The following is a 15,639-nucleotide window of genomic DNA, read 5'->3' on the forward strand; positions in this document are numbered from 1 at the left end:
CACAGGATTTGGCTTCAGAATAAATCAAAAGCAAACATGAAGCCATGACAGTGGGTAATAATAGCGTGATTTTATTGTTTTTTTACGTCTTAAAAACGGGCGTAAATTGAATAAAAAACGGAGGCTGATCAAGCCTCCGTTTGTTCAGAAATACACTTTAGGGCATTATTTCTGTGACTGCTTTTCGGCTTCTTTTTTCTCTTCTTCGAGAATTTCACGATACCAACGAGGGTGGTGCTTTTTAGCCCAACCACGAGTTACCCAGCCTTCAATCATGCTACGAATTGAACCTTTCACCCAGAATGCCGCATAAGCATGAACAAATACGGTGATTATCAGTAAGATTGCTGATAATGAGTGAACTAATAAGGCAATTCTAATTACTGGGATCGAGAAATACTCTGCGAAATAAGGACGCCAAATGATAACACCACTAACTGTCAGTAAGATCAGACTGATACTTAATGTCCAGTAGATCCCTTTCTGACCAAGGTTGTAGTGACCAATATCGCCAGCTTCTTCATTTTGCAGCACTTTATGAATATTTTTAGCCCAGACTAAGTCATCTTTATCGATAAAGTTGTGCTTCAGATATCTGAAGAACATAAAGAGAAAGAGGAACGCCATCACGCTACCCACGAATGGGTGTAACAGACGCGACAGTTCTGGTGTACCTAAAATATTCATGAACCAGTTCAGAGATGGGAAGAAGAAACCCAATCCGCTGATAGCAGTAAACAGAAATACAATCACTACTAACCAATGGTTAATACGCTCAGAAGCGGTGTGGCGAAGAATTTTATCGCCTTTCTTCTTCATCATTTCTGCTCCTCCTTATTCACAGAGGTCTGTGTTTTAGAAGATGCTTCCATCTCTTTGAGCGCTTCTTCTTCATCTTCTTCAGTTGTACGGTTTGGACCGACACCTAAATAGTGGAAAATTGCACCCGCGAAGGTTGCGGCAAAACCAACGGCTGCTAATGGTTTCCAAATACCTTTCCAGAATTTAACGGTTGAGCTAATTTCTGGGTTTTCTGGTAAACCATGATACAGGTTAGGTTTGTCAGCATGATGGAGAACATACATCACGTGTGTACCACCCACACCTTGTGGATCGTAAAGACCAGCATTGTCGTAACCACGAGTTTGCAGTTCAGAAACACGCTCACTAGCAAGATTGATCATGGCTTCTTTCGAACCAAAATGAATCGCACCTGTTGGGCAAGTTTTCACACATGCAGGCTCTTGACCAACTTCTACACGGTCAACACATAACGTACATTTGTAAGCACGGTTATCTTCTTCATTAATGCGAGGCACATCGAAAGGACAACCTGCAATACAATAACCACAACCAATACAGTGTTCTGATTGGAAATCAACAATACCGTTAGCGTATTGAATGATGGCACCTTCTGCTGGGCAAGCTTTTAAACAGCCCGGATCAGCACAGTGCATACAACCATCTTTACGAATTAACCATTCCAGTTTGCCGTTCTCTTCCACTTCAGAGAAACGCATCACTGTCCATGATTTCGCAGTTAGGTCAGTTGGGTTATCGTAAACACCGACGTTAGTGCCAATTTTATCGCGAATATCGTTCCATTCAGAACAAGCAACCTGACAGGCTTTACAGCCGATACAGGTTGTTACGTCGATAAGTTTTGCCACTTCTTCCTTGTAATCCCGCACCTGAGGCGCGGGAGTGAGGGAATTGGTAGCAGAGCGACGAATAATGTCTTGGGATTGCAGTGACATAATTTATCTCCTTACACCTTTTCCACATTAACAAGGAACGCTTTAAACTCAGGCGTTTGTGTATTCGCATCACCAACGAATGGCGTTAACGTATTCGCAATAAAGCCTTTCACTGCGACACCTTCAAAGCCCCAGTGAATAGGAATACCAATGGTATCCACTTTGCGCCCATCAACATCAAGGGTTCTAATACGTTTAGTAACCACCGCTTTAGCTTTGATATAACCACGTTTTGAGCTGACTTTTACGGTATCGCCTTGAACAATGCCTTTTTCTGCGGCTAAACGCTCACCAATTTCAATAAATTGTTGTGGCTGAATAATCGCATTTAAGCGCGCGTGTTTAGTCCAGAAGTGGAAATGTTCTGTCAGACGATAAGTTGTACCGACATATGGGAAATCTTCTGCTTTACCCATATCTTTCCAGTCATCTTTAAAAATACGCGCTGCTGGGTTTGAAACCACATTTGGATGTAGTGGGTTAGTACCCAATGGTGTTTCAATTGGCTCATAGTGCTCAGGGAATGGACCTTCTGCCATCTTATCGATAGCAAACAGACGTCCCATACCTTCCGGCTGCATAATAAATGGACCAACATCAGAACCCGGTGCAGCGTTGCTATAGTCAGGTACATCAATACCAGTCCATTTGCTGCCATCCCATTCGATTAACTTACGTTTAGGGTCCCATGGTTGACCTTGTGGGTCTGCCGATGCGCGGTTATAAATAATGCGACGGTTAAGAGGCCATGCCCATGCCCAACCTAATGTATTACCCAATCCTGATGGATCGGAGTTATCACGGTTAGCCATTTGGTTGCCTTTCTCTGTCCAGCTACCAGCGAAGATCCAACAGCCACTTGCTGTGGTACCATCATCACGTAACTGAGCGAACGAGCTAAGCAGTTGACCTTTTTTCAGAATGATATTGCCATCAGCGTCTTTTAAATCGACTAATGCTCTACCATTACTTTCTTGTGCAACTTCTGCGGATGTTGGATTATCAGGATCAAAGTAATCCCAAGTCATATTCAACACCTGCTCTGGCATCGCGCCGCCTTCTTCTCTATAGAGTTGGCGTAAACGATGGAAAATACCAGATAAAATCTCAGCATCAGGGATAGCAACACCAGGGGCATCACCACCTTTCCAGTGCCACTGTAACCAGCGACCAGAGTTAACGATAGAACCGTCTTCTTCTGCGAAACAGGTTGTTGGCAGACGGAAGACTTCTGTCTGGATATCTGCTGTTTTAACGTCGTTCTCTTCACCGTGGTTCTGCCAGAAACATGAAGTTTCAGTATTTAGCGGATCCATTGTGATAAGGAATTTCAGTTTTGATAATGAACGAACAACTTTGTTCTTATTCGGGAACGATGCAACTGGGTTAAAGCCTTGGCAGATATAGCCGTTGACTTCACCTTTATCCATCATATCGAAGTATTGTAGAACGTCGTAAGGTTTGTCCCACTTAGGTAACAGTGAGAAGCCCCAATCATTATCACGTTGAGCATTATCACCATAGAATGTCTTCATCATACTGACGAAGAATTTAGGATAATTGCCCCAGTAGTTAACTTGTCCCGGTACTGTCGCTTTTGGCGTATTCGCAGCTAAGTAGGTTTCTAATGAAGTCTGCTTTTCAGAAGGCAGAGTCATATAGCCCGGTAAGCTTTGAGATAATAGACCGAGGTCAGTTAAGCCTTGAATATTGGAGTGACCACGTAGTGCGTTAACACCGCCACCAGCCATACCCATATTACCTAACAGTAATTGGATCATTGCCATGGTACGAATGTTTTGGGCACCAACGGTATGTTGAGTCCAGCCTAATGCATACAGGAAAGAAGCTGTTTTATCTTTCGCTGCTGTTTCAGCAATATATTCACAGACTTTTAGGAAATCGTCTTTTGGTGTACCACAAATCTGAGTAACCACATCAGGCGTGTAACGGCTAACGTGTTGTTTTAACAGATTCCAGACACAACGAGGATGTTGTAATGTGGTGTCGCGTTTTGCGAAACCATTTTCATCCATCTCGTAGTTCCAAGTGGTTTTATCGTATTTACGTTTTTCTGCATCATATCCGCTGAATAAACCATCATCAAAATGATAGTCTTCACGGACAATCAAGCTAGCATTGGTATAAGCTTCAACGTATTCTTTTTGATATTTCTTATTTTCGAGCAGATATAAGATAACGCCCGATAAGAACGTAATATCAGTACCAGAACGGATAGGCGTATAGAAATCCGCAACAGCCGCAGTACGGGTGAAGCGAGGATCAATAACAATGAGCTTGGCGTTATTATGGATTTTAGCTTCCATCGCCCAGCGGAATCCCACAGGGTGTGCTTCTGCCGCATTACCGCCCATAACGACGATAAGGTTGGCGTTTTTCATATCAACCCAGTGGTTGGTCATCGCACCGCGACCAAATGTTGGAGCAAGACTTGCTACCGTTGGTCCGTGTCAGACACGCGCTTGGTTATCGACAGCTAGCATCCCAAGAGCTCTTGAGAATTTCTGAGTTAAAAACCCAGTTTCATTGCTTGCTGCAGAGGCGCAAAGCATACCGGTTGTTAACCAACGGTTGACTTCTACACCTTCTTTATTGAATTTCTGGAAGTTGGCATCGCGGTCTTTTTTGATTAAGCGCGCAATACGATCAAACGTTTCTTCCCATGAGAGTTTTACCCATTTATCCGAGCCGGGTGCACGGTATTCAGGGTGTTTTAAACGACCTTCACTGTGGATGAAATCCACAAGACCAGCACCTTTAGGGCATAATGCACCACGGTTTACTGGATGGTCTGAGTCACCTTCAATATGGAATATCGTTTCTTTTGCGTTTTTCGCGCCATCGCCCAGACTATACATTAATAGTCCACAACCGACAGAACAGTACGTACAGGTATTGCGGGTTTCGCGGGCTCTCAGTAATTTATACTGACGTGAACCTGCTAGCGCAACTGCTGGTGCAAAACCGAGCGCCGCCGCCGTAGTACCTGCCATACCGCCAGCACAGATCTTAAAGAACTGTCTTCTGCTGACCTGCATGGGGTCTCTCCTCATCATACATTGCTTTTACTGACTCTGATTTTCTTCTCGAAAATTGAGCTGATTGTTTTTTTATTCCTATTATCCTTAATAGGATCAGGTTCATTGCCTGATAGGTAGTGTAAAATCGTTTTACCCGTATTGTTATTATGTATTAATAAATTTAGGAATTCATCTTATGGATGAAACAAAATCGACAAAATTGTTAACTAAACGTGTAATCATTGGCGTAGATCAAACAATTGTGCAACACAAAGGATCGCTTAACAGACAAGAAGACGATTATATTGCACTCGAAGTTCCTGTTGCATTAGTGTACAACGGAATTTCTCACGTCGTTATGATGGCAAGCCCTAAAAATTTAGAGTTGTTTGCTGTCGGATTTTCTTTATCCGAAGGCATTATAGAATCTTCTAATGAAATTCGCAGTATCGAAATTGTGGAAAGTTGTAACGGAGGTATTGAAGTTCAAGTTGAATTATCGAGCCGACGTTTTATGGGATTAAAAGAGCGTCGCCGCAATATGACTGGTCGTACTGGCTGTGGTATTTGTGGAACTGAACAACTAGAAGAGATTTTCCGACCAATTACACCGTTACCTTTTACACAAATGTTTTCACTTTCAAATCTTGATAAAGCTTTAGAACAGATGACAACCGTTCAAGAAATCGGTGAGCTAACGGGTTGTACACATGCTGCGGTTTGGTTGTCGCCAGAAGGTGAAATGCAAGGGGGATGTGAAGATGTTGGTCGTCATGTCGCACTTGATAAGCTTTTAGGCATGAAAGCACAAGAAAAATGGAGTGAAGGTGCGGTATTAGTTTCGAGTCGTGCCAGTTATGAAATGGTGCAAAAAGCCGCTATGTGTGGCGCTGAGATTTTATTCGCTGTTTCAGCGGCAACTTCTTTAGCTGTTGAAGTGGCTAATAAATACAATATTACGCTGGTGGGTTTTTGTCGCCGTGGAAGAGCAACGGTGTTTACTCATCCACAACGACTGACTGACTAAAGTGCGATTATTGAAAATAGGTGTAATAACTACATGCGATCATGTTATTGCATTACACCTATTTGACTGATGGCCACAATGCACCTAATTTGTAATCCCACTCTTTAGGTTTGATGGGGATACGTCCTGCATTTGGAGTAAAAGTCATTTCGCTAAAGATAAGCCTATTTTCAGACATTAAAAAATCAACTCGGCAATAATTAAAGTCACTTGCCATTTTAGCGGCTAATTGCAACATATTTTCAAATTGAGGTGGTTTTTCAACAAGTTCTGGGGTATTGGGATCTTCTAATGTAATAGGCTGTAACTGCCAATTTGTATCATACACATTAATGTACTCATTCCCTTTGGTGTCAGAAATATCAATTTCAGCATAAAGCGGCTGACCATTAAAACAGTGAAGACGACAAGTTGTTGGTATCATTGGATTTTGTGTATCAAATAAATCAATATATTCTTCACAAAGAATTTGAGCTTTGATTTTTTTATAATGCCATTCACGAGTGACAGGATAGAGATTACGTTTTAAATGAAACTGAAGCTTTTTCTTTGCTTTTTCAAAATCAAAAGTGGCTTTATCAAGGCAGATGATTGTACTACCACTGTCATGATTACATTTGAGTACAAAACGTGAAGGAAGTTGAGTGATATCGATTTCATCAGGATGAGAATAGGTGTTAATGATAGGAACCAGATAGTGTGGACCAATCTTTTCTATCACATAATCTCTGACTTTGATTTTATCAGCTAAGCGCGTATAAATTGGATTTCTATCGAATAGCATACGAGCATTAATTTTTTCATTAAGTGATGTCGGTATTTTAAAGTTGGGTTGATAACCTAGGTTACGAATAAACTTGTTCTTTAAATACACACGATCAGGTAATGCGATAGTGCGAAACTGTTTGAAATAATATTCTATGATTTTCATAAGCTAATGATTATTTTAAATAGATAAGTGAAATAAAAACTAACTTTTCTTTGAATTAAACTTCTATATAAAGAAATAATTAAATTAAATAGAAATTAAGAGAATAATGTCAGTTATTGATATTCTTATATTTTTTATTTATATAAACTTAAAAAGTATTAACGTAGGTTAATATTCAAAGTACTTATTTTAATAAAAGAAAAAATGACGACATTAAGAGAGAGTTAACAAAAAGGAATATTGATTAAGAGTATATTAATTTGATGACCATTTAGTTATATGAATTGGTTTATCCCAATTATTAAAGCGTAATCCTTTGCCTGTTCTGTTTCCGTGAGAATCTAATATCTCATAATACTCTTCAACGATTTGGCTACGGCCACGTTGCCATTCATTGGTTGTTGCAAAGGGATCAATTAAATAGATATCGCCGACCACGGTATATAGCTCACCTAAATAGCGAATTTTCTTCGTACTACTATTTGAATAGTGAGAAAACATAATTTGGTAGGTTTTATAGTGCTCAGGCTGACCATAAGGGCCATATTTCATTGCAATATAACGAATACCTTGAGGATCAGAATGGCTTGCACCACCCGGAACGGGCATATCTGGTGTGATATTAAAAAGAGTATATCGAGAACTTGCTGTCGGCTGTCTTAATGCTTGTCGATAGCTTTGTGTATCTAATCCAGAAGTTGGCCATGTTCTATCCACTAAGCCATCTCCCGCCAAACAGGAAACAGATAATCCTAGTAATGAAAGAATTATAAATAGGGACTTAGCAGACATAAATACTCCTTTATTGCCATTATGATGCCAGAAAATAAGGTATTTATTCCATGAAACAGAGGTGCAGAACCCTGTTATTTCTTGCTGTTATCCTATTTCATTCCAAAAGGTTATCAAAAGTAGAGAATAAGTGATTATCTTTTGAGCAATAAATACGTTTTTATATTGAGAGAAATACAGGGCTTAACAGGTAAAAACGTATGAACACACCTAAAACATTACGCGTTGCAACTGTGCAGTTTCAGCATAAAGCAAACGACAAAGCTTATAATTTAGCGAAAATTCATCAATTTATAGATAATGCAGCTAGTCAGCAGGTGGATGTATTAGTGCTTCCTGAAATGTGCATTACAGGATATTGGCACGTTCCTCAATTGCCAGAACATGCAGTCTACGCATTAAGCGAACGTGTTTCTGATAGCGAGTCTTTAGCGTTAATCAAACAAAAAGCGATAACGCATCAAATGGCGATAGGTGTTGGGCTTATTGAGCGAGCAGAAGACAATACACTCTATAATACATGGGTTGTTTGTATGCCTGATGGCTCTTTGCATAAGCATCGGAAATTACATGCCTTCGAACATCCAATCATCAAAAGTGGTGAGCATTACACCGTATTTGAAACTCCTTGGGGCGTTAAAATGGGAGTATTAATTTGCTGGGATAATAACTTAGTAGAAAACGCACGCGCTAATGCATTATTAGGTGCCGATATTTTACTTGCACCTCATCAAACAGGTGGAACAAATTCACGCAGCCCATATAGTATGAAGCCTATTCCCATGACACTTTGGGAGAATCGACATCAAGATCCCAAATCATTACAAGAGGCATTTCAAGGTGAGCACGGAAGAGGCTGGTTAATGCGTTGGTTACCTGCAAGAGCTCATGATAATGGCATGTTTGTACTATTTAGTAATGGTGTAGGTCGTGATGAGGAAGAAGTTCGTACAGGGAATGCAATGATCATCGACCCTTATGGACGGATAGTAAAAGAGAGCAAAGCGATTAATGATGATATGGTGATTGCAGATATTGATCTCTCATTATTAGAAAACTCAACCGGAAGACGTTGGCTAACAGGGCGAAGACCTGAACTTTATTCGATATTAACGACAAAATTAGGAAATGAACAAGATCCTATTTCAGTTCGATTTGGTAAAGCGTAATTCAATAAAAAACAGCTTTTATTTTGTTGGCTGTTTTTGTTTTGGTTAAAGAATAATCTCAATTTGATCTATTTGTTTTACTTATTAATATATTGGTGGTGGTTATTAATTTTATTTATTTATTCTATGTTAGAATAATAAAAGGAAAAATAAGATAGGATTAATGATTAATCATGGATACCCGTTTATTGAATGCTTTTGTTGTTTTAGCTGAAACAGAACATTTTGGTGAAGCTTCATCAAAGCTTTGTATTAGCCAACCGGCGCTAACTAAGCAGATAAAAACATTAGAATCTCAATTGGGTGTCACTCTTTTCCAGCGCGGACGTCACGGCGCAAAATTAACCCCTGAAGGACAGTATTTACTGAGTCAATCTCAATCAGTTTTAAGAGAAGCCCGTATTCTAGAAAAACAAGCTCGTCAATTAAGTGCACCTCAAAAAATAGAGCTGTATGCAGGATTTGGTCTGTCCTCATTAAATTTTATTACACCACTATTGGCAAAATTTAATCATGTTCATCCTGATATCACCGTTCATATTGATGATATGCCTTCTAACACAATGGAAGATAAATTACTTTTGGGTGAGCTTGATCTGGCGTTTTCACGTTTACCCGTTACAGAGCCACTAAAAAGTATTTCATTAGTGCAAGAGCGATTAATGTTAGCCATCCCCACGCAAACTATTATGGTGCTAGAGGCTGATGATGATCCACTGCACTACTTTAATACGCTTGGGCTTATTCAGTTGTCTCCTGAAAAAGGGAAAAAACTGTATCAACAAATTTATGATTTTCTGAAACATCATCAAATTAAACCTCGTGTATTACAGCAATCACAAGATATTCAAACGCAGCTAGCATTAGTTGCCGCAGGATTAGGTATGGCATTGGTACCTAAAAGTGCAGAACTTATTTGTGATAAACAAAAAGTCACTTTATTGCCACTATCTGGTTTGTATACACAATGGGAAATAGGTGTTATTTGGAATAATAATATTCAGAATAAAGATCGTGATATTTTTATAAAAATAATTTCTGAGGAAATAAATAAAATATAATGAATGAAATAGGTTTCTAATTTTATTAATGATTATATTTATAATATATAACTTATAAGAAAGCTAAAATACCTAATAAATATTAATTAGTCTCAAAACAAATAAAGATAAATAATTGCGAGATTGTTCACAAAAATAAACATGAAATATTTGTTGGTTTTTTATGTGTTTAAATAAAAAATCAAAGTAAATCATTTAATTAATTTAATTCTCATAACATAAATAGGGTTAATTAAAATCTCTCTAATTAAAATGTGTTATTTACAACAAAAGAGATTTATTTAATATTACCTACGAACAACACAGCAAACTTTATATTCGTAAGTGAAGTTGGAAAGATAGATAAAATATTAATATTTCTGTAAGTGGCTACTTGTTATTTCTATTTATAATAAGTAGCCACACCCTCCAATGAATAATAAGGAAGTTATTATGAAAAAACGTAATAAATTAGTCTGCGCATTATTTATATTAATGGGCTCTCATGCAGTACATGCTGAAATTTATTTTATTCAAAGTGGCCCTTTAACAACAATGGAAGTGGGATCAAGTGATGCAGTTAATCGAGGTCCTCATCAATCAGCTGGCGGAGAACCGGGTGTTGGTATTAGAACGATTGGATATGGTAAAAAAATTGGTTTTGCTTCATTAACCTCGCCAATGATGAGTAGTGGAGCGGATAGTAATGGGATTTATACAGTCCAATCCAATCATCAACATAGTGATATGGGTGTTTTCCACTTTGCCAAAATCACAGATGCTAATGTCTATTTTGGTGACTGGGCAAAAACAACATCAACGACAGATGCGACACACCAAACCTATTATGTTGGTAAAGATGTTACAACCACATTACCGACAGATAGTGCTACTTATACCGTAACGGGTATTAGTCAATATAGCGGCAGTAACTTACTTTCAGGTACGTTCGATGTTAATTTCTCACAAAAAGAAATTACAGGTTCGCTGACTAATAGCCAGCGTACGATTGATGTAGCAGGAGGATACCTTTATACAGCAAATAACCAAGTGACGTTTTCTGCAGATGCAAATGAAGGGTCAACATCAGGGGTTGTTGAAGGGACTTTCTTTGGTGAAAGTGCAGAGGCGTTAGCAGGTATTGTGGTGTTTAGTTCAGATCATAAAAAAGATATTAGTTTTGGTGGTACGAAAAATAGCAGTGACAGTGAATAAATGACAGCAAGCATGGACGCTTCTTGATTTTTTCAAAAATAATATTATAGATTTATTTGGTAATACAATCGGTTAATTCTTTTAAAGTGGTATTAGTGGTCATTACGCTAAATGTTAGCAACAGATAATCTGGTATAGGGTTATCTGTTTTTTTTTATCTAAATTAAGCCGATTTAAAGGAATTGTTCTTTTGTTTTTATAAGGATATATCATGAATTATTATCGACCTTTAATAAGAGGGTTATTGGCTTTATTGCTTATTTTATTTTCATTTAATGGGAGTGCAAAAGAGAGCCGTGACAAGCCATTTTATTATCTTGAAACAACGAATACAGCTGAAATTGGTCAGCAACTTTATCACTATTTGCAACAACAACAGTGGCAAAAAGCAGAAAGATTATTGCTTTATTATCAACAACAATCTCAACATGAAGTATTACTTGTTAATTACGCAAAGGCGTTATTGGCACAAAACAGAGGTGATTTTTTAAACGCTGAATTTTATTATCAGCAACAACTTAAGCAAAAAGCCGATTTTATCCCAGCCCAAACAGGATTAATTCAACTTTATTTTCATTTACGAGAATATAAAAAAGCACAGCAACAACTTAATCAACTGAGCAATATCGTTGATTTATCTAAAAATATTATCCAATCTATTGAGTTTTATAAGGTTAAGTTAGCCTCTTATTTTCAAGGCCAACGTTTCTATCAACTTGGTTTTTTTTATGATGATAATATTAATCATGCACCTTACTTATCTGAAAAAATTATCTCTCAATCCACTCAAGGAAAAACGACGCTAAGAGGTGCAAAACCTATTGCATCTAAAGGAATTACTCATTATTTTTCTTTTTATCAACCTTTTATTATTTATTCTCATCATACTTTTTCTTCTTATACTTATGCTCGATATATAGATTATCATTCTCACCGTAACGCCAATTTTTTTGCATTATATACACAACTGGGTTATCGCTATCAAAAACCGCAATATCAGTGGTCAATAACACCTTATTACGAAATAAAATCATCACGGGAACAATATGAATATCAAGCGTGGGGAAATGAAACACAGTTTTCTTATTTTATTAATAAAAAGCAAACTATTAATTTAAGTTTTGATTATAAAATAAAGAAATATCAAAAAGCGTTAAATAATTTAAATAGTAAGAGAGTAAGTTATAGTACTTACCATAACTATTATTTTAATAATAGAATGCAGTTAGTTAATCAATTAAATTATCAGTTAGATCGTAAAAAAAATACTTTATTAAATTATCAGCTGTATGGTATAAAAACTGGTGTTTATTATCCATTATCAGTGAATTGGCATATCTCTCTTTTTTTACAGTATCAATTTAAATATTTTAATAACTATAACCCTTTATTAAAAAAGAGAAGAAAAGATAATGGTTTTATTTTTACAGCTAATATTAAAAACAAATTACCTTTTATTTTAGGGTTTTATCCCACAATAGAATTACGTTATACCCGAAGATTAAGCAATGTGGATTGGTTATATCAATATCAGCAACATGAAGTGTTATTTAAATTAGAAAAACAATTTTAATTAAATAAGTAACTTCTTTTATTAATTGAATAGGTAAAACAATGCATGTAATGCTTTTTAGAAAGCGGAAAATTGTTTCAATCTTCGTTTCTCTATCACTATTTTCTCCTTGCTTTTATCTGCAAGCCAAAGAAGATAAAACCGATCTTGGTCATATTCAGATTTCTGATAATAAAGAAAAAGATAAACAAGGTTATTCACAAGTTTATGAGAAAGATGTTTCTAATGTTTATTTAGGAAAAGAGCTATTAGAGCGTTATCAAGGCGTTTCTCCTGCTGATTTACTAAAAAGTGCCATTGGCGTTTATAGTGGTGAAGCGCGTAATGGTGGGGCGCTTGACCCAAATATTCGGGGTATTCAAGGGCAAGGTCGAATACCCGTGACTGTAGATGGGACTGAACAGGCAATTACTGTTTATCGAGGTTATAGTGGTGCATCTAATCGTAATTATATTGATTCTAATCTGATTAGCAGTATCTATATTGAAAAAGGTCCCTCATTAACACCTGATATGAAAACGGGTATTGGTGGCGGTATTGCAGTAAAAACTTTAGATATTCGAGATATTGTGCCTATAGGTGATTCTTTTGGGATTAATTTTAAAGGGGATATCAGTAATAACTCCACACGATATAAAGAAGTCTATTTAGATATGCTCGGAGATTATCGCAATTATCCTTATTTCTATCATCATGGTTCAAGGGTCGTTGATCCTGCTTTAGAAATAACACCTCAAAAAAATAAAGATTGGAATTTTCATGACCATTCATTTCGACTTGGGGTTGGTTTTGAAGAAGAAAAATTTAATTTATTATTTGCTTATGCATTACGAGAAAAAGGAAATTATTTAGCAGGAAAAAGAAATACAAAAGCTTATCTCGAAACGGATGATATGAAAGCAATCCATTCTATTGATTATAAATTAAGGTTAACGCCTTATGTTCCTTTTATTGCCCATATTTATCGGCCTGGTAATGAAGTCCCTAATACCTCTAATCGTAATCGTTCCTTTTTAGTAAAAGGAACATTATTCCCTGAATCAACACATCGTTTTTCAATTAACTATCGATACACAGACTTACTGTTTGGCGATATTATGCCTCTGAGATTAGAGTGGGCTCGTTACGAAAAAAATGTCGTGCCTCAATGGCCATTAGCAACGATTAATCAACAGGCGGGAATATTAACTTACCAGTGGAAACCAGAAGATAAGCAAGCGGATTTACTGTTACGTTTATGGGGTAATTTAACTTCTGGGCATACGAATACTCGTGGTGGTGAACCCAGAGTCTCAATGGATATTGATTATAGTGAAAGATATTTATCTAAATGGGATGCAAAAATAGATACCCGTTTTATTGATACAGCATCTCTTTATCAAGAGAACAATCGCTATGGTGTGGATTTATCTTCTATATTTAAATTATCACCTCAATTTTCTATTTCATTTTCCAGTAATTATCAGTTTGAAAAATTAGATAGTGATGAAATTAAAATTCCTGAAAATTTTGATTTTGTTACCTCTGGGCGAGCAGGGCAACGTCATGAAATTAATTTAGCCCTTTCCACAGATTGGAAGCCACTTTCTTGGTTAGCCATTACAGCGGGTGGGAAATACCATTATTATCATTTAACAGATACTTTTTTAAATAATAAGCGAAGGAATAACGTAAAAGGTTATGAAAAACCCCCATCAATAAGAGGCTTTATTCTTCCTTATCGACGAACTTTAACTGCTGAGGAATATTTATTATATAGAGCCTATCACAGTATTGATGTAGAAGGTTTACCGGAAGAACTAAAGAATTATCGACGTTATCCAGAAAGCTATAAAAAAATACGTGAGTTTATAAAATCTAAGTTTATTTACCCTGAATATGAAAACTTACCATTAGAAATAAAAGAAAAGATAATTAATAGTAATGAAGTGAATAGAGTTCAAGTTGATATGATGCAGGATGATTTTCTTCGTGATAAACAAGGAAATCTCAACATAAAATCTTCTCAAAAACGTCTTATGGTCACTGAATATACAGTCTTACTTTATAATGAAAATGGAGAGTTACCTAAAAGTAAAAACATCTTCTTAAGTGGCTATGTTGATATTAATGAAAAAGTACCTGATCCAATTACAGGTGAACTAGTTAATAAGTATGAAATGGGCGTTTCTAATTCAATACCTATTTATCTTGATGATGATAAAGATAATTTTGCACCAGAGCCCAGCTATCATCATGGCGCATTTTCCCCTTTAGTGTCTGCGACGGTTTATGCCAACGATATATTGCGTATTTATGGACGTTATACCGAGCAGCTACGGTTACCCAGTCTTTTTGAAGATACCAGTGGTTTTTCTGGATCAAAAGCGCGTTATTACGGTTTTAAATTAAAACCCGAGCGTGCGAAAAGTGCTGAATTAGGTGTTGTGTTTGATTTGACAGATTGGCTAAATGTGGATCGCCATGCCGATATTAAAATTAACTATTTTCGTACCAATATTGAAAATGTGTTTGATAGAGATGCGAATTGGCAAATTAGGCAATTTGAAAAGCAAATATTAGAGGGGCTGGAGGTTCAAGCTCGCTTTGATAATGACTTTATTTTTATGGACACGGCTTTAGTTTATAGCCATAAAAATAAAGTATGTGATAAAAATGCCTTTAGTAACTATGATCCATTTGGTTTCTTGGGTATTAAAGAGTGTATGACGGGGGGTTATCCTGGTGGTTTTTTACGTACTTCTATCCAACCTAAATATTCGGTTAATTTACATTTAGGGACTCGTTGGTTAGATAATAAATTAGAAATTGGAAGTCGCTGGCTTTATTCATCAGAAGTGGAAAATAAAGATGAAAAATGGCTAAAAGAAAAATTACCACGAGAAATGTATGGCAGAAATAACAACCCAATGCGTTGGGCAAAAGTCTTTACCGTTGATGCTTATATTAACTATCAGTATAGCCCTAATTTATCTTTTGAAATAACAGGCAGTAATTTATTAAACGAATACTACATTGATCCTTTAACGCGATCAGGTATGCCTGCGCCGGGAAGAACATTCCGATTAGGTGTGACTGCACAATTTTAATTAAA

The 15,639-nt window shown here is 36.8% G+C and carries 11 protein-coding genes; 6 read left to right on the forward strand and 5 right to left on the reverse strand.

Annotation, left to right across the window (positions count from 1 at the left end; genetic code table 11):
* Window positions 1-165 precede the first annotated feature (165 nt).
* Genes fdoI through fdnG form a run of 3 tightly spaced genes read right to left on the reverse strand, consistent with a single transcriptional unit; the run spans window position 166 to window position 4,816 of the window.
* Window positions 166-822, reverse strand: coding sequence for a formate dehydrogenase cytochrome b556 subunit (fdoI, locus tag AB4J89_RS17855; RefSeq protein ID WP_072070496.1), 657 nt, complete (start codon window positions 820-822; stop codon window positions 166-168).
* A complete protein-coding gene (fdxH, locus tag AB4J89_RS17860) occupies window positions 819-1,757 on the reverse strand; it encodes a formate dehydrogenase subunit beta (RefSeq protein WP_194951522.1) in 939 nt (312 codons plus the stop codon). Before fdxH ends, fdoI begins: the two co-directional genes overlap by 4 nt.
* A gap of 11 nt (window positions 1,758-1,768) precedes the next feature.
* Window positions 1,769-4,816 carry a formate dehydrogenase-N subunit alpha gene (gene fdnG / locus AB4J89_RS17865; RefSeq protein ID WP_311755672.1) on the reverse strand — a complete coding sequence of 1,016 codons (3,048 nt, stop codon included), beginning with the start codon at window positions 4,814-4,816 and terminating at the stop codon, window positions 1,769-1,771.
* Window positions 4,817-4,994: 178 nt separating this feature from the next.
* Here fdnG and fdhD point away from each other — a divergent pair, with 178 nt between their 5' ends.
* Window positions 4,995-5,825 carry a formate dehydrogenase accessory sulfurtransferase FdhD gene (gene fdhD, locus AB4J89_RS17870; protein WP_088494158.1) on the forward strand — a complete coding sequence of 277 codons (831 nt, stop codon included), beginning with the start codon at window positions 4,995-4,997 and terminating at the stop codon, window positions 5,823-5,825.
* Between the two features lie 58 nt (window positions 5,826-5,883).
* Here the strand turns inward: fdhD and AB4J89_RS17875 are convergent, their stop codons facing one another.
* Together AB4J89_RS17875 and umoA are read right to left on the reverse strand one after the other, a co-directional pair.
* Window positions 5,884-6,756 carry an ATP-grasp fold amidoligase family protein gene (locus AB4J89_RS17875; protein ID WP_368470165.1) on the reverse strand — a complete coding sequence of 291 codons (873 nt, stop codon included), beginning with the start codon at window positions 6,754-6,756 and terminating at the stop codon, window positions 5,884-5,886.
* 255 nt (window positions 6,757-7,011) lie between these two features.
* Window positions 7,012-7,548: a UmoA family flagellar biogenesis regulator gene (gene umoA / locus AB4J89_RS17880; protein WP_311755673.1), complete on the reverse strand. Its 537-nt coding sequence runs from the start codon at window positions 7,546-7,548 to the stop codon at window positions 7,012-7,014.
* A 200-nt stretch (window positions 7,549-7,748) separates the two neighbouring features.
* Here umoA and AB4J89_RS17885 point away from each other — a divergent pair, with 200 nt between their 5' ends.
* From AB4J89_RS17885 to AB4J89_RS17905, 5 genes are all read left to right on the forward strand, one after another.
* Window positions 7,749-8,717, forward strand: a complete 969-nt coding sequence (locus tag AB4J89_RS17885; RefSeq protein WP_368470167.1) for a nitrilase family protein — start codon at window positions 7,749-7,751, stop codon at window positions 8,715-8,717.
* 173 nt (window positions 8,718-8,890) lie between these two features.
* Window positions 8,891-9,778 carry a LysR family transcriptional regulator gene (locus tag AB4J89_RS17890; protein WP_088494154.1) on the forward strand — a complete coding sequence of 296 codons (888 nt, stop codon included), beginning with the start codon at window positions 8,891-8,893 and terminating at the stop codon, window positions 9,776-9,778.
* A 432-nt stretch (window positions 9,779-10,210) separates the two neighbouring features.
* Window positions 10,211-10,972 carry a Slam-dependent surface lipoprotein gene (locus AB4J89_RS17895; protein ID WP_368470169.1) on the forward strand — a complete coding sequence of 254 codons (762 nt, stop codon included), beginning with the start codon at window positions 10,211-10,213 and terminating at the stop codon, window positions 10,970-10,972.
* A 211-nt stretch (window positions 10,973-11,183) separates the two neighbouring features.
* Window positions 11,184-12,545: a surface lipoprotein assembly modifier gene (locus AB4J89_RS17900; RefSeq protein ID WP_368470171.1), complete on the forward strand. Its 1,362-nt coding sequence runs from the start codon at window positions 11,184-11,186 to the stop codon at window positions 12,543-12,545.
* A 41-nt stretch (window positions 12,546-12,586) separates the two neighbouring features.
* Complete coding sequence (locus AB4J89_RS17905; RefSeq protein ID WP_368470173.1) at window positions 12,587-15,634, forward strand: TonB-dependent receptor; 3,048 nt, start codon at window positions 12,587-12,589, stop codon at window positions 15,632-15,634.
* Window positions 15,635-15,639: the final 5 nt, after the last annotated feature.

The organism is Proteus sp. STS61-E (assembly GCF_040932335.1).
Taxonomy (GTDB): domain Bacteria; phylum Pseudomonadota; class Gammaproteobacteria; order Enterobacterales; family Enterobacteriaceae; genus Proteus; species Proteus mirabilis_B.

Coding starts and splice junctions, on each gene's coding strand:
- AB4J89_RS17885 (WP_368470167.1), top strand. CDS start 7,749: ATGAACACACCTAAAACATTACGCGTTGCAACTGTGCAGTTTCAGCAT.
- AB4J89_RS17895 (WP_368470169.1), top strand. CDS start 10,211: ATGAAAAAACGTAATAAATTAGTCTGCGCATTATTTATATTAATGGGC.
- AB4J89_RS17905 (WP_368470173.1), top strand. CDS start 12,587: ATGCATGTAATGCTTTTTAGAAAGCGGAAAATTGTTTCAATCTTCGTT.
- AB4J89_RS17900 (WP_368470171.1), top strand. CDS start 11,184: ATGAATTATTATCGACCTTTAATAAGAGGGTTATTGGCTTTATTGCTT.
- AB4J89_RS17875 (WP_368470165.1), bottom strand. CDS start 6,756: ATGAAAATCATAGAATATTATTTCAAACAGTTTCGCACTATCGCATTA.
- fdhD (WP_088494158.1), top strand. CDS start 4,995: ATGGATGAAACAAAATCGACAAAATTGTTAACTAAACGTGTAATCATT.
- fdxH (WP_194951522.1), bottom strand. CDS start 1,757: ATGTCACTGCAATCCCAAGACATTATTCGTCGCTCTGCTACCAATTCC.
- AB4J89_RS17890 (WP_088494154.1), top strand. CDS start 8,891: ATGGATACCCGTTTATTGAATGCTTTTGTTGTTTTAGCTGAAACAGAA.
- fdoI (WP_072070496.1), bottom strand. CDS start 822: ATGATGAAGAAGAAAGGCGATAAAATTCTTCGCCACACCGCTTCTGAG.
- umoA (WP_311755673.1), bottom strand. CDS start 7,548: ATGTCTGCTAAGTCCCTATTTATAATTCTTTCATTACTAGGATTATCT.